Origin of the sequence: Comamonas aquatica NBRC 14918 (assembly GCF_000739875.1) — a bacterium.
Taxonomy (GTDB): Bacteria; Pseudomonadota; Gammaproteobacteria; order Burkholderiales; family Burkholderiaceae_C; genus Comamonas; species Comamonas aquatica.
Window position 1 is genome coordinate 1 of record NZ_BBJR01000052.1, and the last position, 18,584, is coordinate 18,584.

Genomic DNA, 18,584 nt, shown 5'->3' on the forward strand with positions numbered 1-18,584 from the left:
CGATTCAATGCATGAAGGTGACTGGTATCTGAAGGTGATTGGGTGGTACGCTTGCCGGCGCTGCCACTCGCACGGGATGTGCCGCTGAAGGCGACCCTCGTCCCTCCATCGCAGAGCGCTCCCCACGCTGAACGACACTTACGTCGCTGTGTATCCGTCGCGTGGCATCTGGATGGCAGCCGCTGTAGCTGCTGCCCGCCGCGCAGTGGCCACTGCAACCTTGCCCAGTTGGCGCCTTGCCGGCTGGGCCTGTGTTTCCTCGCCCTAGGCTGCGAAGACTGCCGGGCCAAGGCGCATGTTACACCCCGGCTGCCGCTTTTCTTGACCGTGCAGTCTATGGACCGTCCGATGGCGGAGGGCCCTGCTGCACATTCTGGGTCCGACATGCGATTGAACGACACACTTTCTTCCCACCTGCCTGCCACCGTCCGCCGTGGCAGCTTCCGTATTGCCAGCCTGGCCGCGATGGCCTGGCTGGGCCTGGCCGGATCGGCCTGGAGCGCACTACCAACGGTGGCTTCCATCGAGGCGCTGCTGGCGGCCACCAAGAGCGAGGCCCTGATTGCCAAGACTGGCGCCGATCTGGAGCGCAACATGCGTGATGCCGTGCAGGTCAGCTTGCAGGGGCGCAAGCCCAGCGAGCGCGAGCAGCAGATCATCGACAAGATGACCCGCGAGAGCGCTGCCCTCATCCGCCAGGAGCTGAACTGGAGCCACATGCGGCCCATGATGGTCCAGATCTACCAAAGCACGTTCACCCAGGAGGAGGTGGATGGGCAAACGGCCTTCTATCGCACGCCGGTGGGCATGGCCGTGGTGGAGAAGATGCCGGCCGTCATGCAGGCCACCATGGCTGCCACCCAGCAAAGCATGGCCCGGCTGATGCCCCAGTTGCAGGCGATTGCCAAAAAGCACATGGCGGAAGCCCAGGCGGCCGGCGCTGCCGCAGGCGCCCCGCCTGCCGGCGCCAAGCCCTAAAAGCTAGCACTGTGGCCGTCCCCAGCGCGCAGTAACGGCTGCACCCCTGCCATGCGGCCCAGTGCCCCTGGCGCGGGCCGGTCCCATCGCATGGGTGTGAGACTGGTGCAGGCCTGCAGCCCCGCCGCGGTGACGCTGGCGGGGTTTTTTCTTGGTGGTGCGGACACCATGCCATCATTTCGATAGCTTGAAGTACTTATGGAATAAGCGCAGACAGCCTATTTTTTGTCAAACGCCAAAATGTGCTTCCTACCGGTACTTTCCTGCCGGTACTGCCATGCGACGGCACGCACGTGCCCCGGCCGGCGGCGCTGGGCTGGCATCCCCTGTTGCCGCGGAGCAGGTAGCGCGGGTGTGCCGCCTTCAGCGCAGCCACAGGTAGCACCCGCCGAGGTCCGCACCGCTATGTCAGCACAGCGCCGGCGTGAACGTCAATGTGTGCGGGGACGGAGGGGAGCGCCACAGTCCCTGCAATTGAACCGTGGCCTGCCGAGGCCATGCAGGGTCGCCGTGCGGCTGTCACGGGAATACGGGTTGCGGCAGGGCCCCACGGCGCGATCAACGCAAGCCTCTGCTTCTGCCACGACCACAGGAACTGGAACGGCGCCTTCCTACCCGGCGGCGACCACGCCGGCGGTACGTGACCCTGCTGCGGTATCAGCTCTGGGGGCGGCCTTGCCCCAGGTGCAGGCGGCCATCGACGAACACATTCACCACCCCGGGTTCAAAGGCGGTCCAGGCTTCGTTCTTGGTCAAAGGGGCGGTCACCACCACGGCCACGCGGTCGTCGGGCGTGGTTTCGCTGGCAAAGTCCACGCTCAGGTCTTCGTCGGCCAGGTGGGCCTGGGCGAAGGGGTGGCGGCGCTCGGTGAAGAACAGCTGGGTGGTGGCGTGGGCCCACAGGGCTTCACCGTTGGATAGCAGGAAGTTGAAGGTGCCATGCGGCGCAATCCGCCGGGCCAGGTCCTGCAGGGTCAGGGTCAGCTCTGCGATGCTGGGCACGCCGGCGTGGGATTTCCACAGCTCCTGCATGATCCAGCAGAAGGCCAGCTCGCTGTCGGTGTTGCCGACGGGGCGGAAATGGGTGTGCAGCTTGGGCGCGAAGTTCTTCAGATCGCCGTTGTGCGCAAACACCCAGTTGCGGCCCCACAGCTCGCGCACAAAGGGGTGGCAGTTCTGCAGGCTGACCACGCCCTGGGTGGCCTTGCGGATGTGGGCGATGACGTGCTTGCTCTTGATGGGGTAGCGACGGATCAGCTCGGCCACCGGCGAGTCGATGGCGCGTTCATGGTCTACAAACAGCCGCAGGCCCTTGTCCTCGAAGAAGGCAATGCCCCAGCCATCGGTGTGATCGCCGGTGTTGCCCGCGCGCTGTGCAAAGCCGCTGAAGCTAAAACGCACATCGGTGGGCGTGTTGCAGTTCATTCCTAACAGCTGGCACATGGGCAGGGGGCTTCCAAACGGGCAAGACAACAAAGGGGCATAGCCTAACGCGCGCCGGCGGTTTGTGCAGCAAAGGTGCAGCTTGCCTGCCGGGTTTGTGCCGCAGAGGTGTTCTTTGGGTGACGGTGTGGGGCGTTCAGACAATCCAAGCCGGGATTGGGGGCCGGGGCTGTAGCCGGCCCGGGGTGCTTAGCCTGGTGGGGTGGACGGACTGCCTCAGCACAGTTAACCCGCGGCGGGGCGCGCAGTCCACCTAGGGCGGAGTGTGATGCCTGGGCTGCGGTTGGCAAAGGCCGGATGCGCAGTCTCGGTGGGTGGAGGACGCTGGGGTTCACCGGGGTGCTTCGGGAGGCGCTGGCGTTTGGCCGCAGGCTGGGCAGACACAGCGCTGGCCGCGTTCGGCAGCGGGAATGCGCTCGAGCACCGAGGCCGGGATCCGGATCTGCATGCACCAGCAGGTTTCCGGCGGTAATCCGGCCGCGACCGCACAGGCATTGGCTTGGCCGCACAAAGGGCAGGTCGCAGGGGAGGGGGCGGCAGACATGGCGCCAGTGTATGCCGTGTTCAGCCGCCGCCGGGCGGGACGCGGAAGTTCTCCAGGATGCGCTGCTCGGCCCGTTGCAAGGCAGATTGCAGGCGTTGCGGCCACGCGGGCTGTCGGATCAGTGCTGGCGGGGCATCCGGGGACTGTGCCCTGGTGGGCGCCGTGGGTGCAGTGGACACAGTGGGCGCGGGGGCCAGATCGGGTGGCACTGCGCGAGGCAGAGCAGGTGGTTTCAGCATGGAGAAGATGCTCCGGGCTGGCCAAACATCTGTAAAGTTGAATTCAATGAAGATTCAATTCAGGAATTCTGATGCGTAACCTCAACCTCGACCAGTTGCAGACCCTAATCGCCATCGCCGACCTGGGCACCTTTGCCGCGGCGGCGCAGGCCCTGCATCTGGCGCCGCCGACCGTGAGCCTGCACATCAAGGAGCTGGAATCGCGCCTGGAGGCGGTGCTGTTGCTGCGGGGGCGCCGGCAGGCCGAGCTGACGCCGGCCGGCCAGGCCCTGGTGGAGCAGGGGCGCAAGCTGCTGGCCGCCAGCGACGATCTGATCGACCTGGTGCAGCGCCGCGCCAGCGGGCGCGAGGGCCTGGTGCGCGTGGGTGTGTCAGCTGGCGTCAGCACCCGGCTGCTGCCCCTGATGCTGGAAGCCCTGGGCCGGCGCAGCCCGGGCGTGGAAGTGCGGCTGGAGGCCGTCGGTTCCACCGATGCCATGCAGCGCTTGCAGGCCGGCACGCTGGACATCGCCGTGGTGGCCAGCCCCCAGCCGGCGGCGGCCGACATCGTGCTCACCCCCTGGCGCACCGACACCATGGTGGCGTTGCTGCCGGCGGTCTGGCAGGCACCGGCGCAGATCACGCCGCAGTGGCTGGCCGAGCGGCGCTGGGCCTCGTTCGCACCGGCCACGCAGATGCATGGGCTGATCTCCGCCTGGTTTGGCCGGGCGGGCTACCATCCGCGCCCGTTCCTGACGCTGACCTACCCGGGTGCCCTCAAAAGCCTGGCTGTCGCCAGCCAGAGTGCGGCGCTGTTGCCGCTGGAAGAAGTCGAGGACCAGCGCCACGTGCCCGGTGTGGACATCCGGCCGCTGCACCCGCCGCTGCTGCGGCCCATGGCCGTGGCCCACCGCCGGCTGCCCGTGCCCCACCCGGCGGTGGAGGCGGTGCTGCAGGTGCTGGCCGCATTTGGCAGCTGAGGGCGCAGCCGTGCTGCTGGTGGTCTGCGGTGGTTTATGCGTTAAGGGGGCGTGCGCGGTCCCCACCGCGCGCATGGGCTGGCCTGTGGGGCGCAGCCCTTGGCAGGTGGCATCCCTGTGTGGTCGATGATATTAATGAAATCCCGCGCATACGCAGGCGGGGTGAGCGCGGATAGCTATGGTTTTTGGGTCTGTGGTGCCGCAGGTGTCCCGGTTTGCCAGCGGGCCCGCAGGTCGGCGCAATGGTCCTGGGCCGGCACGGCCGGGGTCTGCACCAGCCAGTCGTAGTCAACGGGTGGGGTGGGCGTGGCGCCCTGCGCCTGGGCCACGGCGACTTGGGCGCGCAACCCGGCCGGCAGCCAGGTGGGGATGCCCACGCTGCGCAGCACATGGCCGCGGCCGGCGATCACCAGCACGGTCTGGCCAGGCTGCAGTTGGGCCTGCGCCACGGCGGCGATGCTGGCGTCCTTGGCCAGTTGGATGCGCGCCATGGGCGTGAGCTGGCTGGCGGGCAGCAGATCGCAGTGGCCGCTGCGGATGGCGTCGCGCTGGCGCTCCCACGCGGTGGGCGGCAGGTGCTGGTCCCAGTGCGTTTGCTGCATCACTTCCCGCATGTGGCTGCGGCGCAGGTTGCCGCCATGCACGGGCACGCCGGCCTGCACGGCGGCCATGACCACGGGCGCATAGGGCGCCCAGTCCCAGCCGGCCGCCTGCCAGTCCAGGGCCTGCTGGACCTCGGCTTCCGAGGCCGTCGGTGCCAGCGCCCGGGTGCTGTGCCCGCTGTGGGCCATCTCCAGCACCACGGCCGCCAGGCGCTGCTGCCGGGCCAGGGCCTGGACCGTGTCGCGTTCCCAGGCCTGGTGTTCCGGGGCATCGTGCTGTTCGCCCAGCAGCAGCACCGCCGGCAGGGGGGCCGGGGCCTGCAGCTGGCGTTGCCAGCCCGTGGTGTCGGTGGCCGGCGCTGGTGACAGGGCGGCGCAGCCGCCGAGGCACAGCCACGCACCGAACACGGCGGCGCGCACTGCGTTGGAAATGAGAATGGGTTTCAATGCCATGCCCGGCATGGTAACCGGGATGGCCGGGTCGCCCCAGTGGCGGTGGGGCGTTGCGCCCGCATGTCGCCCCGTTCTGCGGGGGCCTTCACCCCGCGTGGCGGCGTGCCTGTGGCGGTGCACGCGCCCCGGTGTCTGCACGCCGGTCATCCCCCAGGCCCCGCAGGGCCGGGGGGTGGATGGGCGGGGGGCTTATTCGGGCGTGATGCCGGCGGCCTTGATCACCTGCCCCCACTTGGTGGTTTCCGCCGTCTGGAACTGTGCCAGCTCCTGGGGGGTGGTGGTCCAGGCCTCGGAGCCGGACATGTCGAAGAACGAGGCCGCGGCCGGGCTGCCGACGGCGGTGCGCAGCAGTTGATTGAGCTTGGCCACCACGGGGGCGGGCGTGTGGGCGGGGGCATAGGCCGCGAACCAGTAGCCCATGTCATAGCCTTTGACGCCCGCTTCGGCGATGGTGGGCACATCGGGCAGCTGGGGGCTGCGCTTGGGGGTGGAGTAGCCCAGCGCCCGCAGCTTGCCGGCCTTGATCTGCGGCACGCCGGTGGACATGTCGGTGACCATCAGGTTGATCTGCCCACCCATCAGGTCGGTGATGGCCAGCGGGTTGCTTTTGTAGGGCACGTGCAGGATGTCCACGCCGGCCAGCTGCTTGAGCATTTCGCCGGCCATGCGGCTGGAGGAGCTGCCGCTGCCAAAGCTCAGCTTGCCGGGGTGGGCCTTGGCAAAGGCCAGCAGCTCACCCACCGTCTTGTAGGGCGCATTCATGGGCACCACCAGCACCTGGCCGCCCTTGCCCAGGCCGGTCAGCGGGGCAAAGTCCTTGACCGGATCGTAGGCGAGCTTTTTGTACAGGTGCTCGTTGGCCGCGTGCGTGGTGTTGGTGGTGATCAGCACGGTGTAGCCATCGGCCGGGGCCTTGGCCGCCGCCTGGGCGGCAATCATGCCGCTGGCGCCGCCCTTGTTCTCGACGATCACGGGCTGCTGGGTCTGCTCGGTGATCGACAGGCCCAGGGCGCGCGCCAGCTGGTCGGTCGCGCTGCCGGCCGCAAACGGCACCAGCAGGGTGATGGGCTTGCTGGGAAAGCTGCCCTGGGCGAAGGCGGCGGGTGCCAGGGCCAGCGCGAGGCTGGCGGTCAGCAGGTGGCGGCGGGTCGTGCTTGTCATGGTTGTCTCCTGTGTGGTTATGGGAATGGTCAAGCGGGACGGGCAATCCAGGGGGCAAGTGCCCCAGGAACGGAAATCGGCATCTGCAGCACGCGGAAGCACAGCGTCTTGCCGTGGCTGTCGAGGTTCAGGGCATCGTTCACGCCCCCGTCCAGCACCTCGTCCAGCACCAGGTTCATGGCCTGCAACTGGGGCAGCAGGTAGCGGCGCACCTGGCGCGGCTGGCGGTCGGCAAACAGCTGGGCCACGGCGGCCTCGGTGACCTGGGCGCAGATCGGCACCCACAGCTGCGGGTGGAAGGCGATCACGCTGATGTTGGAGCGGTTGCCTTTGTCCCCCGTGCGGCCATGGGCCAGCTGGTACAGGGGGACGGTCAGGGTGTCGGTTGCAGTGTCAGCCATGGGCGCGCTCCGGTGCCGGGCCAGGGGCGGTGGCCCAGGTGAACCCGGTGGGGATGTGGGTGTGGGGGATCAGGCAGGAGGTCAGCCCCAGGCGCTGGCGCATGTGCGTGCGCACCCCGCCGCCGCCCGCCGGACCGCAGCAGTACAGGGCGTTGACCTCGCGCGGCAGGCGCTGGGCGGTGGCGTGGTCGGCATGCTGCCAGGCCATGCGCAGGCGCACATCGTGCGGGGCATGCCGCAGGTCGGCGCCGTCCAGCCAGCTGCTGACATCGTTGCCCCAGACGCTGGTGACGCCGATCAGGTCGGTGCGCAGCGGCGCGAGATGGCCCAGGCGTTGCTGGATGGTCTGGCCCGCCAGGCGCGCGCGCTCGGCCGCACGCGGGCCGGCGTAGGAAATCTCGGCCTCCGCAAACCAGCCCGTGGCGTAGCAGACGTTGACCTTCAGCGTGTCGGGCCGGGGGTGGCCGCGCACCCCTTCCAGGCGCACGCGGTCGGGCCCCACGGCGCGGACCTGGGCCTGGGTGATGTCGGCCACCACGTCGGGGGTGAGGTACTGCGCCGGATCGTGGATCTCGTACAGCAGCTGTTCCTTGACCGTGGCCGGGGTGATGCAGCCGCCCGTGCCCTGGGGCTTGAAGAGGGTGCAGTGGCCGTCGGCGTCGATCTCGGCGATGGGATAGCCCAGTTGGTCCAGGCCCGGCACGTCCTTGTAGCCGGGATCGGCAAAGTAGCCGCCGGTCACTTGCGTGCCGCATTCCAGCAGGTGGCCGACCATGGTGGCGCGGCCCAGGCGGTCCCAGTCGTCCCAGGCCCAGCCGTAGTGGGCCATGACCGGACCGACGACCAGGGAGGGGTCGGACACCCGGCCGCAGACCACGATGTCGGCCCCGGACTGCAGGGCCACCGCAATCGGTTGTGCGCCGATGTAGGCGTTAGCACTGACCAGTTCCTGTGCGGGCATGCGCTCGGTCAGGGCTTCGGCCAGCAGCGGGCGGTGCGCGGGGCTGCTCAGGTCATCGCCGTGCACCACGGCAATCCGCGGCGTGCGCGTGCCCAGGGCCTGGGCCAGGCTGTGGATGGTGCGGGCCGCGGCCTGCGGGTTGGCGGCGCCGAAGTTGCTGACGATGCGGATGCCGTGCTGCAGGCAGTCGGCCAGCACTGGGCGCAGAAACTCGGGCATCAGCGGTTCGAACCCGGCCTCGGGGTTGCTGCGCCGGGCCAGCTGGGCCAGGGCCAGGGTGCGTTCCGCCAGGGTCTCGAAGATCAGCACCGCAGGCTGGCGCTGGCGGATCAGCTCCTGCACGACGGGGCCGGCGGCATCGATGCGGTCCCCGGAGAAGCCCGCGGCGCAGCCGATCAGTAGGGGCGGGGTGGTGGCGTGGGGTGAAGTCATGGAATCTCCTGTTGGCCACTATAGGAAGGGCTGGCTAAGCTGTGAAATCGATAATTGAGATGAATTGATTTGAAAGTCAGATGAATATTTCGGCCCGCGACATCCAGGCCTTCCTGGCCCTTGCCGAGGTGAAGAACTTCACCCGTGCGGCCGCGCGCTGCCACCTGTCACAGCCGGCGTTCAGCGCGCTGATCAAGGCGCTGGAGGACCACGTGGGCCTGAAGCTGTTCGATCGCAGCACGCGCCACGTGCTGCTGACGCAGGAGGGCGAGCGCTTCTGGCTGTCGGCCCAGCGGATTGCCGAGGAACTGGAGGACTGCGCCAAGGCCATGCGCGACACCGCCCAGCTGGCGCGCGGGCATGTGGCCGTGGCCTTGCTGCCCTCCTTGGCGGCGGGCTGGTTGCCCGGCGTGCTGGCGCAGTTTCTGGCGCGCCATCCCGGGGTGGAGGTGGCGGTGCAGGACGTGCTGTCAGAGCCCTGCATCACCGCCGTGGCCCAGGGGGAGGCGGACTTTGCCCTGGCGGCGATCCGTGCCGACACGCCCGAGCTGCAGGCGGAGCCGTTTTGCCGCGATGGCTTCCATCTGGTGTGCCGTGACGACCACCCGCTGGCGCAGCAGGCCGAGATCGGCGTGCCGGATCTGCAGCCCTGGCCGTTTGTGCACCTGGCCCGGCACAGCAGCGTGCGCCAGTACCTGGATGCAGCGCTGTTTCCCCAGACCCTGCGCACCCTGGTCGAGGTGGAGCAACTGGCCACGGTGATGGGGTTGGTGCAGGCGGGGCTGGGCATCAGCGTGGTGCCGGCGCTGTCGCTGTTCCATTTCGACAAGCCCGGCCTGTGCACCCGGGCCTTGCAGCTGCCGGCGATGGAGCGCCAGATCTACCTGGTGCGCCGCCGGGGGCGCAGCCTGTCCGTGGCGGCCCAGGCCTTGTACCGGCTGATGCAGGACATGCGGCCGGCGTGCGTGACGGCCTGAGCTGCCGCGCCGCCGGGGTTGCGAAGAATTAAGTCAAAAACGCCTTGGGCCCATGCTGCAAGCGCGCTGCATGCTCTGGATGTGGGAGCGTGCAGGCGCCGGCCCGCCAGCCACACCGGGCCGGCGGACCAGGGGGCGCGTCAGTTCTTGCCGTACAGCGGCGAGCGCGGTCCGTACAGCAAGCCGTTGGGCGTGCCGGCAGCCAGCAGGCGGTTGGTCGCCACGCCGGCCATGGGGTGGGCGGCATCGGTGGCGGAGTTGACGATCTGGTTGACCAGGGCCGTCACCAGCATGCCGACCAGGCCGCCGCCCGAGTTGTTGCCGCCTTCCTGGTTGGAGGCCGAGGCGCGGCCATCCCAGAGCTGGGTGCCGGTGCGCAGGTCCACCAGGCGCGCTTCCACGCTGACCACGGTGGCGCTCTGGATCACCTGGTAGGTGGTGCCATAGCGCGTGACGCGCAGGTACAGCGCGGCGTCGGCGCCAAAGATCTCCTGGAGTTTGGCGGGGGCCACCTCGTGGATGTCGCCGGCGATTTCCAGGCCGTTCTGGCGGAAGGTTTCGCTCACCAGGGTCACGGGCAGGACGTAGTAGCCCGCCTCGGCCAGGGGCAGGGTCGCCTGGGACAGCACGCTGGCGCTGGCCTGCACTTCGGGCGCGTCATTGACGGGCGGCAGCACCAGGATGGAGGCCGGCTTGGCCGCACGGTAGGCGCTGTAGTCCTTGCCGGGGGCCGTGGCGCAGCCCGCCAGCCAGGCGCAGGTGGCCAGCAGGGTCGACCACTTCAGAATGCGGGGGATCAGGGGAATGCGCATGTCAGATGCCGTTCTTCTTCAGGTTGCCGACCAGGTAGTCGATGTACGGGGCCGATTCGGGGAACTGCTTTTTCTCCTGCTCCCAGGCGGCCAGCGCCTGGTTGGTGCGGCCGGTGTTCAGGTACAGCAGGCCCAGGTGGGCCTGGTAGCCGGGCGGCAGCTGCGCGCCCTGGCTGGCGCTGACCTGCACGCCTTTTTCCAGCGCCAGGATCTGCTCTTCGGCGGCCGGGCCGTCGCTTTTGAGGTACTGGTAGACCTGGTTCTGGTAGCCGTTCCAGCTGTACAGGGACTTGGGCGCGGCGCAGCCCACCAGCAGGGTGGCCAGCGCCAGGCTGGCGCCCGCGCGAATGGCGGTGTGGAGGTGCATGGTGCGGCCTTTCAACGTGCGGTCGCGGCCAGGGCGGGCAGGGCGCCGGCATCGACGGCTTCGCCCAGGCGGTCCACGGCCTCGCGGATGGCCAGGTCCAGCACCTTGCCGTTGAGGGTGGAGTCGTAGCTGGCGGTGCCGCCGAAGCCGATGATCTCGCGGTTGGACAGCTGGTACTCGCCCACGCCCTGCACCGAGCGCACCACTTCCGAGGTGCGGATGTTGACCACGTTCAGCGTGACCTTGGCATAGGCGGTTTGCGTCTTGCCGCGGCCCAGCACGCCGAACAGCTGCTTGTCGCCGACTTCCTTGCGGCCGAACTCGGAGATGTCGCCGGTCACCACGTAGTCCGCGCCCTTGAGCTGCTGCGTGGTGCCCTGGATGGCCGCTTCCTGCTTGATTTCGGCCATGTTGTCACGGTCCAGCACGTTGAAGCGGTTGGTCTGCTGCAGGTGGGACATCAGGATGGTCTTGGCCTGGCTGCCCAGACGGTCAACGCCATCCGAGAACGCACCGCGCAGGTAGCTGGAGCGGTTGTCGAACTTGCCCACGGCGATCGGGCTGCGCGGCCCGTGGTAGCTGCGGCTGGCGCTCTGGGTCTGGGTGGCGTTCAGGGCCTGGGACGTTTCCGTCGCGCAGCCGGTCAGCCAGAGGGGAACGGCCACGACAGCGGCCAGGGGGATCAGTCGGAAAGAGCGCATGGTGCAGTGCAATGAAGAGAAAAGTGAATTGTCTCCATATCGGACCGCACGATGCTTGTGGCTGGCTGACAGAAGGGGCCAGCGCCCACCAAAAAGGCACCCGCAGGTGCCTTGTCTTGCGCCATGTCAGACGCCGGTGCGTTGCCCGGACCCCGGTCGGGTCCGGGGCTGCGGGTCATGCCCGGGTCAGCAGGGCCGGGGCGGCGGTGACGGCGCGTTCCTGGCCGACCTGGAAGTGCACCATGGCCTGGACCAGTTGCACGGACTGGGCCTCCAGCGCGCGCGTGGCGGCGGCGGCTTCCTCGACCAGGGCGGCGTTCTGCTGGGTCACGGCATCCATCTGCGTGATGGCGTGCTGCACCTGCTCCAGGCCCTGGGTCTGCTCCTGGCTGGCCGCGCTGATCTCGCCCACGATGTCGGTCACGCGGCGCACGCCGGCCACCACGTCGCGCATCACCACGCCCGCTTCCTCGACCAGGGTGTGGCCGGCGTCGACACGCTCCACGCTGGCGGTGATCAGGTCCTTGATCTGCTTGGCCGCATCGGCACTGCGCTGCGCCAGGGTGCGCACCTCGCTGGCCACCACGGCGAAGCCGCGGCCCTGCTCGCCGGCACGCGCGGCTTCCACCGCCGCATTCAACGCCAGGATGTTGGTCTGGAAGGCAATCGCGTCGATGACGCCGATGATGTCCACGATCTTGCGCGAGGCCTCATGGATGTCGCCCATGGTGCCCACCACCTGATCGACCACCTGGCCGCCGCGGCTGGCCAGCTCCGAGGCCGAGACCGCGAGCTGGTTGGCGGTGCGGGCGTTGTCGGCGTTCTGGCGCACGGTGGAGGTCATTTGCTCCATCGAGGCGGCGGTCTGCTGCAGGGCGCTGGCCTGTTCTTCCGTGCGGCTGGACAGGTCCAGGTTGCCGCTGGCGATCTGGCTGGAGGCCGAGGCCACGCCGTCCGCACCCTGGCGCACCTGGCCGACCACGTTGCGCAGCTGGTCGCCCATGCCGTCCAGGGCGCGCAGCAACTGGCCAGTTTCGTCCTGGGCATCGCTGCGCACGCGGTGCGTCAGGTCGCCGGCGGCCACGGTTTCCACGGCGTGCACGGCGCGCGCCAGCGGGGTGGTGATGCTGCGCGTGATGGCCACGGCCAGGGCCACGGCGATCAGCACGGCCAGGCCTCCCAGGCCGGCCAGCTGCATACGGCCGCGTTCAAACTCGGCCTGCACGCCGGCGGCGGCGTCGCTGATGCGCTGGCGCTGGTGGTCCAGCAGGGCTTGCAGGGTCTGCAGGTAGGCGTCGGCCGCCGGCTGGAAGTCGCTGCGCAGCAGGCGCTCGGCCTCGTCGGCCCGGCCTTCGGCCTTGGCCTGGTAGATGGTGTCGCGGGCCTGTACGAAGCGGGTGCGCAGCACGCTGACCTGGTCGAACAGCGCCTGTTCTTCGGGCGTGCTGATCAGCTTTTGCAGTTCCGCTTGCTGGCGCGACGAGGCCTTGGAGGCCTCGACGTTGTCGGCCACGAACTGGCGCGCCAGGTCGGCGTCACTGCTGCGGGCCACCAGGGCGTGGCGGTTCACGTTGCTGTAGACGGTGCGGTACCAGTCGGAGATGACGCGCTCCTTGGACAGCGGGCGCGCCATCATGTCGGCCGTGGACTGGGCCACGGCCTGCAGGCGCCAGATGCCGACTGCCAGCATGGTGGCGATGAACAGCGTCAGCACGGCAAAGGCCAGGCCCAGGCGCTTGCCGATGGAGATGTGTTGAAGTGGTATGGAGATGGAGTAAGTAAAAACCCTGATTGGCGGGCGATTGTCCAAGCAATCCTCGTCCACTCCGTCTACACGCTGATGACAACCTTACATCCTGTAGCAATATCTGCAGGGCTGGCGACGCCATGCAAAAAGCGCCCCGCAGGGCGCTTGGTCGGGCCTGCCGGGGCCTGGGGCCCCGCGGCTTCAGCGGGCGCCGGCCTTGACCTTCAGGCGCCAGGCGTGCAGCAGGGGCTCGGTGTAGCCGGACGGCTGTTGCACGCCCTTGAACACCAGGTCCAGGGCCGCCTGGAAGGCTGCCCCCTGCGGGTTGGCGACCAGGCTCTTGTAGCTGGCGTCGCCGGCGTTCTGGCTGTCCACCACCTGGGCCATGCGGGCAAAGGTGTCGCGCACCTGCTGCTCGGTCACCACGCCGTGCAGCAGCCAGTTGGCGATGTGCTGGCTGGAGATGCGCAGCGTGGCGCGGTCTTCCATCAGGCCCACGTTGTGGATGTCCGGCACCTTGGAGCAACCCACGCCGGCGTCCACCCAGCGCACCACATAGCCCAGGATGCCTTGCACGTTGTTGTCCAGCTCCTGTTGCTTTTCGGCATCGGTCCACTTGGGGTCCTTGGCCACGGGGATTTGCAGCAGGTCGGCCAGGATGTTGGCGCGTTCGGTGTCGGCGCTGGTCTTTTCCAGCTCTTTTTGCACATCGGCCACATTGATCTGGTGGTAGTGCAGGGCGTGCAGCGTGGCACCGGTGGGCGAGGGCACCCAGGCGGTGTTGGCGCCCGACTTGGGGTGGCCGATCTTTTGCTCCAGCATGGCCTTCATCAGGTCGGGCATGGCCCACATGCCCTTGCCGATCTGGGCGCGGCCGCGCAGGCCCATGGTCAGGCCGACCAGCACGTTGTTGCGCTCATAGGCCTGCAGCCAGGCACTGGTCTTCATGTCGCCCTTGCGTACCATGGGGCCGGCGCGCATGGCGGTGTGCATTTCGTCGCCGGTGCGGTCCAGGAAGCCGGTGTTGATGAAGGCGACGCGGGCGGGGGCCGCGGCGATCGATGCCTTCAGGTTCACCGAGGTGCGGCGCTCCTCGTCCATGATGCCCAGCTTCACGGTGTTGGCGGGCAGGCCCAGCAGTTGCTCGACACGGCCGAACAGCTCGTTGGCAAAAGCGACTTCGGCAGGGCCGTGCATCTTGGGCTTGACGATGTAGACGCTGCCGGTGCGGCTGTTGCGGATGCCGTTGGCGCCATGGCCCTGCAGGTCATGGATGGCGATGGCGGTGGTGACCACGGCGTCCAGGATGCCTTCGGGGATTTCCTTGGCCTGCGCACCCCACAGGATGGCGGGGTTGGTCATCAGGTGGCCGACGTTGCGCACGAACATCAGCGAGCGGCCGTGCAGCACCACGGGCTGGCCGTTGGCGCCGGTGTAGACGCGGTCGCCGTTCAGGCCCCGGGTGATGGTCTTGCCGCCCTTGTCGAAGGATTCGGTCAGCGTGCCCTTCAGGATGCCCAGCCAGTTGCTGTAGCCCAGCACCTTGTCCTCGGCATCCACGGCTGCCACGGAGTCTTCCAGGTCCAGGATGGTGGAGAGGGCAGCTTCCACCACCACATCGGCCACGCCGGCGGCGTCGCTGCTGCCGATGGGGGTGGACTTGTTGATGATGATGTCGATGTGCAGGCCGTGGTTCTTCAGCAGCACCGAAGTGGGCGCAGCCGCATCGCCTTGGTAGCCGACGAACTTGTCCGCATCCTTCAAGCCGGTGGTGTTGCCGTTCTTCAAAGTCACGACCAGCTTGCCGCCTTCGACCTTGTAAGCCGCCGCATCTTTGTGCGAGCCCGCAGCCAGTGGCACAGCCTGGTCCAGGAAGTTGCGTGCAAATTCAATGACCTTGGCGCCGCGCACGGGGTTGTAGCCCTTGCCCTTTTCGGCACCGCCATCCTCGGGGATGGCGTCGGTGCCGTACAGCGCGTCATACAGGCTGCCCCAGCGCGCGTTGGCGGCGTTCAGGGCGTAGCGCGCGTTCAGGATGGGCACCACCAGCTGGGGGCCAGCCATGGTGGCCAGCTCGGCATCCACGTTCTCGGTGGTGGCCTTGGCGTCCTTGGGGGGCTCGACCAGGTAGCCGATCTGCGTCAGGAACTGCTGGTAGGCGGCCATGTCGGCGATGGGGCCGGGGTGGGCCTGGTGCCAGGTGTCCAGCTCGGTCTGCAGGCGGTCGCGTTCGGCCAGCAGGGCGGCGTTCTTGGGGGCCAGGTCGGCCACCAGGGTGTCAAAGCCCTGCCAGAACGCGGCGGCATCGACGCCGGTGCCGGGCAGCACCTGTTCATTGATGAAAGTGTGCAGTTCTTGGGCAACTTGCAGGCCGTGGACCTGGGTGCGAGCGGTCATGGGAAGGCTCCTTGGATCGTGGGAAGTCGGAAAACCAGTGTCGCCGGGACGGGCCAGCGTTGCATCCCACTGTATTCCAAATGTATGCAGCAATAAATTGCTGAAAAATCTCAAAACTGATGACTTTTACGCAAAAGTGGGCAACACTCCCGAGCGTGCATGCAGCGTCGATAATCAAAGAAAACATAGCTTTCAGCGCTTGCTGCATCAGCGCTGCAGGCCTATTGGGCACCTGATCCGTCTCGCCATGGACAAACTCAAAGCTTTCGAGTCCTTTGTCTCCGTCGCTACCAAGGGCAGCCTGACGGCCGCCGCCAAGGCCGAGGGCGTGGCCCCGGCCATCATGGGGCGCCGGCTGGACGCGCTGGAGGAGCACCTGGGCGTCAAGCTCATGGTGCGCACCACGCGGCGCATCACGCTCACGCACGAGGGCAGCGCTTTCCTGGAGGACTGCCAGCGCCTGCTGTCCGATGTGGCGAATGCCGAGGCCAGCGTCTCGGCCGGCGGCATCAAGGCCACCGGGCACCTGCGCATCACCGCGCCGGCCGGCTTTGGCCGCCGCCATGTGGCGCCGCTGGTGCCGCTGTTCCACGACCTGCACCCCGAGGTGACCATCTCGCTGAACCTCAGCGACCGCGTGGTCGACCTGGCGGGCGAGGGCTATGACTGTGCGGTGCGCGTGGGCGACCTGCCGGATTCGTCGCTGATCAGCGTGCGCATGGCCGACAACCGGCGCCTGTGCGTGGCCACGCCGGCCTACCTGGCGGCCTATGGCACGCCCCGGCACCCGGGCGAGCTGGCGCAGCACCGCTGCCTGACGCTGTCCAGCGATGCCTCGCAGACCCGCGGCTGGGCCTTCAGCGTGCCCCGGGACGGCGGGCGCGAGAGCGTGCACATCAAGCCCGGCGGTCCGCTGGACTGCTCCGACGGGCAGGTGCTGCACGACTGGTGCCTGGGTGGCTGGGGCATTGCCTGGCGCAGCACCTGGGAGGTCGAGGCGGAAATCGCCGCCGGCCGGCTGGTGGAGGTGCTGGCCGACTTTGCCGCGCCGCCCAATGGGATTTACCTGGTCTTTCCGCAGCGCAAGCACATGACCTTGCGCCTGCGGCTGTGGATGGACTACCTCAAGGCGCACTATGAGCGCCCGGAATTCTGGAGCAAAGGAGGAACGCAATGACCTTGGAAGCCTTGTTAGCCAGCCTGCACCTGCTGGCCATCCTGACCCTGGTGGTCTTCTTGTCGAGTGAGGCGGCGCTGTGCCGCAGCGAGTGGATGAACGCCGCCGTGGTGCGGCGTCTGGCGCGGCTGGACATGATTTACGGCATCACCGCCCTGGTGCTGCTGCTGACCGGGATCGCCCGCCTGGCGTGGGGCGTCAAGGGCCTGACCTGGTACGTGTCGCAGCCGCTGTTCCACCTGAAGATGCTGCTGTTCTTCGTGGCGGCGCTGATGTCGCTGCGCCCGACCCTGGCCATCCGCCGCTGGCTTAAGGCCTTGAATACGGACGGCGCGCTGCCCGGCGAGGAGGCGGTGCGCAAGGTCCGCGTCTGGATCATGGTGCAGGCCCACATCATCCCGGTGATCGCCGTCGTGGCCGCGTACTGGGCCCGGGGCATGTAGCCGGCGGCAGGGCGCGGGAATCCTGGCTGCGGGCATAGCGGCGCCCGGGCACGTAAAATCCGCCGATGCTTTCCGTCAAACAGGATTTGCTCGCGGCCCTGGCTGCCGAGCTCGAAACACTCTCGCCCGGCGCCGGCGCTCGCGCCGCATTTGAAAACCCCAAGGTGGCAGCCCATGGCGACTTCGCCTGCACGGCGGCCATGCAGCTGGCCAAGCCCCTGAAGGCCAACCCGCGTGCCCTGGGCGAGCAGCTCAAGGCCGCGCTGGAAGCCACGCCCGCGTTCCAGCAGTGGGTGGATGCGATCGAGATCGCCGGCCCCGGCTTTCTGAACATCCGCCTCAAGCCCGCCGCCAAGCAGCAGATCGTGCGCGAAGTGCTGGAGCAGGGCGCCCAGTTCGGCTACCAGCCGGCGCGGGGTGAGCAGGTGCTGGTCGAGTTCGTCTCAGCCAACCCCACCGGCCCGCTGCACGTGGGCCATGGCCGCCAGGCGGCCATCGGCGATGCCATCAGCAACCTCTACGCCACCCAGGGCTGGAAGGTGCACCGCGAGTTCTATTACAACGACGCGGGCGTGCAGATTGACACCCTGACCAAGTCCACGCAGCTGCGCGCCAAGGGCTTCAAGCCCGGCGACGACTGCTGGCCCACGGACAGCGAGAACCCGCTGGCCAAGAATTTCTACAACGGTGACTACATCGCCGAAATTGCCCAGGCCTTCCTGGCCAAGGAAACCGTCAAGGCCGATGACCGCGAGTTCACCGCCAACGGCGATGTCGAGGATTACGAGAACATCCGCAACTTCGCCGTGGCCTACCTGCGCAACGAACAGGACAAGGACCTGCTGGCCTTCAACCTGAAGTTCGACGAGTACTACCTGGAATCTAGCCTCTACCAGAACGGCCACGTGGCGGCCACGGTGGAGCGCCTGATCGCCAGCGGCTACACCTACGAGCAGGACGGTGCGCTGTGGCTCAAGTCCACCGAGTTCGGGGACGACAAGGACCGCGTGATGCGCAAGTCCGATGGCACCTACACCTACTTCCTGCCCGATGTGGCCTACCACATCCAGAAGTTCCAGCGCGGCTATGGCAAGGTCGTCAACATCCAGGGCACGGACCACCACGGCACCATCGCCCGCGTGCGCGCCGGCCTGCAGGCCGCCAATGTGGGCATCCCCCAGGGCTACCCCGACTACGTGCTGCACACCATGGTGCGCGTGGTGCGCAATGGCGAAGAGGTCAAGATCAGCAAGCGCGCCGGCTCCTACGTGACCCTGCGCGACCTGATCGAGTGGACCAGCAAGGACGCCGTGCGCTTCTTCCTGCTGAGCCGCAAGCCCGACACCGAGTACACCTTCGACGTGGACCTGGCCGTGGCGCAGAACAACGACAACCCCGTGTACTACGTGCAGTACGCGCACGCCCGCATCCAGTCGGTGCTGCGTGCCTGGCAAGAGGCCGGCGGTGCCGGCGTGGCGGCGCTGCAGAGCGTGGACCTGTCCGCGCTGCAAGGCCCGCAGGCCCAGGCGCTGATGCTGCTGCTGGCCAAGTACCCCGACATGCTGACGGCCGCGGCCGCGGGCAATGCCCCGCATGACGTCACTTTCTACCTGCGTGACTTGGCTTCCGCCTACCACAGCTACTACGACGCCGAGCGTATCTTGGTGGACGACGAGGCCGTGAAGCTGGCGCGTCTGGCCCTGGTCGCCGCCACGGCCCAGGTGCTGCACAATGGTCTGGCGGTGCTGGGGGTGGATGCCCCCGAGCGCATGTAAGTGGCGCAACAGAAA

At 68.0% G+C, this 18,584-nt stretch carries 18 protein-coding genes; 6 read left to right on the plus strand and 12 right to left on the minus strand.

What is annotated here, in order from left to right; translation table 11 throughout:
• Nucleotides 1–384: 384 nt before the first annotated feature.
• On the plus strand, nt 385–978 hold the full coding sequence (locus tag CA2_RS12400) for a DUF2059 domain-containing protein (RefSeq protein ID WP_169741475.1): 594 nt from the start codon (nt 385–387) through the stop codon (nt 976–978).
• Nucleotides 979–1,635: 657 nt separating this feature from the next.
• Here CA2_RS12400 and CA2_RS12405 read toward each other — a convergent pair.
• From CA2_RS12405 to CA2_RS18065, 3 genes are all read right to left on the minus strand, one after another.
• The gene (locus tag CA2_RS12405; protein WP_042417598.1) at nt 1,636–2,421 is read right to left on the minus strand and encodes a class II glutamine amidotransferase; all 786 of its coding nucleotides are present in this window, start codon (nt 2,419–2,421) and stop codon (nt 1,636–1,638) included.
• Between the two features lie 331 nt (nt 2,422–2,752).
• Nucleotides 2,753–2,965 (minus strand): cysteine-rich CWC family protein, encoded by a 213-nt coding sequence (locus CA2_RS17610; protein ID WP_081888988.1) that lies wholly within the window; start codon nt 2,963–2,965, stop codon nt 2,753–2,755.
• A 20-nt stretch (nt 2,966–2,985) separates the two neighbouring features.
• Nucleotides 2,986–3,144 carry a hypothetical protein gene (locus CA2_RS18065; protein WP_156106044.1) on the minus strand — a complete coding sequence of 53 codons (159 nt, stop codon included), beginning with the start codon at nt 3,142–3,144 and terminating at the stop codon, nt 2,986–2,988.
• A 131-nt stretch (nt 3,145–3,275) separates the two neighbouring features.
• On the opposite strand from CA2_RS18065, the gene CA2_RS12410 reads away from it, so the two are divergent.
• Nucleotides 3,276–4,163, plus strand: a complete 888-nt coding sequence (locus CA2_RS12410; RefSeq protein ID WP_042417601.1) for a LysR family transcriptional regulator — start codon at nt 3,276–3,278, stop codon at nt 4,161–4,163.
• 176 nt (nt 4,164–4,339) lie between these two features.
• On the opposite strand, the gene CA2_RS12415 is transcribed toward CA2_RS12410, so the two are convergent.
• From CA2_RS12415 to CA2_RS12430, 4 genes are all read right to left on the minus strand, one after another.
• Nucleotides 4,340–5,218, minus strand: coding sequence for a ChaN family lipoprotein (locus tag CA2_RS12415; RefSeq protein WP_245620953.1), 879 nt, complete (start codon nt 5,216–5,218; stop codon nt 4,340–4,342).
• Between the two features lie 189 nt (nt 5,219–5,407).
• Nucleotides 5,408–6,379 carry a Bug family tripartite tricarboxylate transporter substrate binding protein gene (locus CA2_RS12420; protein WP_042417607.1) on the minus strand — a complete coding sequence of 324 codons (972 nt, stop codon included), beginning with the start codon at nt 6,377–6,379 and terminating at the stop codon, nt 5,408–5,410.
• A gap of 29 nt (nt 6,380–6,408) precedes the next feature.
• Complete coding sequence (locus tag CA2_RS12425) at nt 6,409–6,780, minus strand: AtuA-related protein (RefSeq protein ID WP_042417610.1); 372 nt, start codon at nt 6,778–6,780, stop codon at nt 6,409–6,411.
• A complete protein-coding gene (locus CA2_RS12430) occupies nt 6,773–8,173 on the minus strand; it encodes an acyclic terpene utilization AtuA family protein (RefSeq protein ID WP_042417613.1) in 1,401 nt (466 codons plus the stop codon). The genes CA2_RS12425 and CA2_RS12430 overlap by 8 nt, the downstream gene beginning before the upstream one ends.
• 80 nt (nt 8,174–8,253) lie before the next feature.
• On the opposite strand from CA2_RS12430, the gene CA2_RS12435 reads away from it, so the two are divergent.
• Entirely contained in the window at nt 8,254–9,150 is an 897-nt protein-coding gene (locus tag CA2_RS12435; RefSeq protein ID WP_042417616.1) for a LysR family transcriptional regulator, read from the plus strand.
• 140 nt (nt 9,151–9,290) lie between these two features.
• Here the strand turns inward: CA2_RS12435 and CA2_RS12440 are convergent, their stop codons facing one another.
• The 5 genes from CA2_RS12440 to CA2_RS12460 form a co-directional block, all read right to left on the minus strand.
• The gene (locus CA2_RS12440; protein ID WP_052369931.1) at nt 9,291–9,962 is read right to left on the minus strand and encodes a DUF799 domain-containing protein; all 672 of its coding nucleotides are present in this window, start codon (nt 9,960–9,962) and stop codon (nt 9,291–9,293) included.
• Nucleotide 9,963: 1 nt separating this feature from the next.
• The gene (locus CA2_RS12445) at nt 9,964–10,329 is read right to left on the minus strand and encodes a DUF4810 domain-containing protein (RefSeq protein WP_042417718.1); all 366 of its coding nucleotides are present in this window, start codon (nt 10,327–10,329) and stop codon (nt 9,964–9,966) included.
• 11 nt (nt 10,330–10,340) lie between these two features.
• Entirely contained in the window at nt 10,341–11,030 is a 690-nt protein-coding gene (locus CA2_RS12450) for a CsgG/HfaB family protein (RefSeq protein ID WP_042417618.1), read from the minus strand.
• A gap of 175 nt (nt 11,031–11,205) precedes the next feature.
• Complete coding sequence (locus tag CA2_RS12455; protein ID WP_245620954.1) at nt 11,206–12,840, minus strand: methyl-accepting chemotaxis protein; 1,635 nt, start codon at nt 12,838–12,840, stop codon at nt 11,206–11,208.
• A gap of 138 nt (nt 12,841–12,978) precedes the next feature.
• Complete coding sequence (locus CA2_RS12460; protein ID WP_042417621.1) at nt 12,979–15,174, minus strand: malate synthase G; 2,196 nt, start codon at nt 15,172–15,174, stop codon at nt 12,979–12,981.
• A 247-nt stretch (nt 15,175–15,421) separates the two neighbouring features.
• Between CA2_RS12460 and CA2_RS12465 the strand changes: the two genes are divergently transcribed.
• The 3 genes from CA2_RS12465 (at nt 15,422) to argS (ending at nt 18,569) form a co-directional block, all read left to right on the plus strand.
• Nucleotides 15,422–16,351: a LysR family transcriptional regulator gene (locus tag CA2_RS12465; protein WP_042417623.1), complete on the plus strand. Its 930-nt coding sequence runs from the start codon at nt 15,422–15,424 to the stop codon at nt 16,349–16,351.
• Nucleotides 16,348–16,794 carry a DUF2214 family protein gene (locus CA2_RS12470; protein ID WP_042417625.1) on the plus strand — a complete coding sequence of 149 codons (447 nt, stop codon included), beginning with the start codon at nt 16,348–16,350 and terminating at the stop codon, nt 16,792–16,794. Before CA2_RS12465 ends, CA2_RS12470 begins: the two co-directional genes overlap by 4 nt.
• A 65-nt stretch (nt 16,795–16,859) precedes the next feature.
• Nucleotides 16,860–18,569 (plus strand): arginine--tRNA ligase, encoded by a 1,710-nt coding sequence (gene argS, locus CA2_RS12475; protein WP_042417627.1) that lies wholly within the window; start codon nt 16,860–16,862, stop codon nt 18,567–18,569.
• Nucleotides 18,570–18,584: the final 15 nt, after the last annotated feature.

Bases quoted from the DNA above. Each gene is read 5' to 3' on its own strand.
- CA2_RS12440 (WP_052369931.1), bottom strand. From the start codon at position 9,962: ATGCGCATTCCCCTGATCCCCCGCATTCTGAAGTGGTCGACCCTGCTG.
- CA2_RS12430 (WP_042417613.1), bottom strand. From the start codon at position 8,173: ATGACTTCACCCCACGCCACCACCCCGCCCCTACTGATCGGCTGCGCC.
- CA2_RS12425 (WP_042417610.1), bottom strand. From the start codon at position 6,780: ATGGCTGACACTGCAACCGACACCCTGACCGTCCCCCTGTACCAGCTG.
- CA2_RS12405 (WP_042417598.1), bottom strand. From the start codon at position 2,421: ATGTGCCAGCTGTTAGGAATGAACTGCAACACGCCCACCGATGTGCGT.
- CA2_RS12460 (WP_042417621.1), bottom strand. From the start codon at position 15,174: ATGACCGCTCGCACCCAGGTCCACGGCCTGCAAGTTGCCCAAGAACTG.
- CA2_RS12465 (WP_042417623.1), top strand. From the start codon at position 15,422: ATGGACAAACTCAAAGCTTTCGAGTCCTTTGTCTCCGTCGCTACCAAG.
- CA2_RS12420 (WP_042417607.1), bottom strand. From the start codon at position 6,379: ATGACAAGCACGACCCGCCGCCACCTGCTGACCGCCAGCCTCGCGCTG.
- CA2_RS12400 (WP_169741475.1), top strand. From the start codon at position 385: ATGCGATTGAACGACACACTTTCTTCCCACCTGCCTGCCACCGTCCGC.
- CA2_RS12410 (WP_042417601.1), top strand. From the start codon at position 3,276: ATGCGTAACCTCAACCTCGACCAGTTGCAGACCCTAATCGCCATCGCC.
- CA2_RS12415 (WP_245620953.1), bottom strand. From the start codon at position 5,218: ATGGCATTGAAACCCATTCTCATTTCCAACGCAGTGCGCGCCGCCGTG.
- argS (WP_042417627.1), top strand. From the start codon at position 16,860: ATGCTTTCCGTCAAACAGGATTTGCTCGCGGCCCTGGCTGCCGAGCTC.
- CA2_RS12445 (WP_042417718.1), bottom strand. From the start codon at position 10,329: ATGCACCTCCACACCGCCATTCGCGCGGGCGCCAGCCTGGCGCTGGCC.
- CA2_RS17610 (WP_081888988.1), bottom strand. From the start codon at position 2,965: ATGTCTGCCGCCCCCTCCCCTGCGACCTGCCCTTTGTGCGGCCAAGCC.
- CA2_RS12450 (WP_042417618.1), bottom strand. From the start codon at position 11,030: ATGCGCTCTTTCCGACTGATCCCCCTGGCCGCTGTCGTGGCCGTTCCC.
- CA2_RS12435 (WP_042417616.1), top strand. From the start codon at position 8,254: ATGAATATTTCGGCCCGCGACATCCAGGCCTTCCTGGCCCTTGCCGAG.
- CA2_RS12470 (WP_042417625.1), top strand. From the start codon at position 16,348: ATGACCTTGGAAGCCTTGTTAGCCAGCCTGCACCTGCTGGCCATCCTG.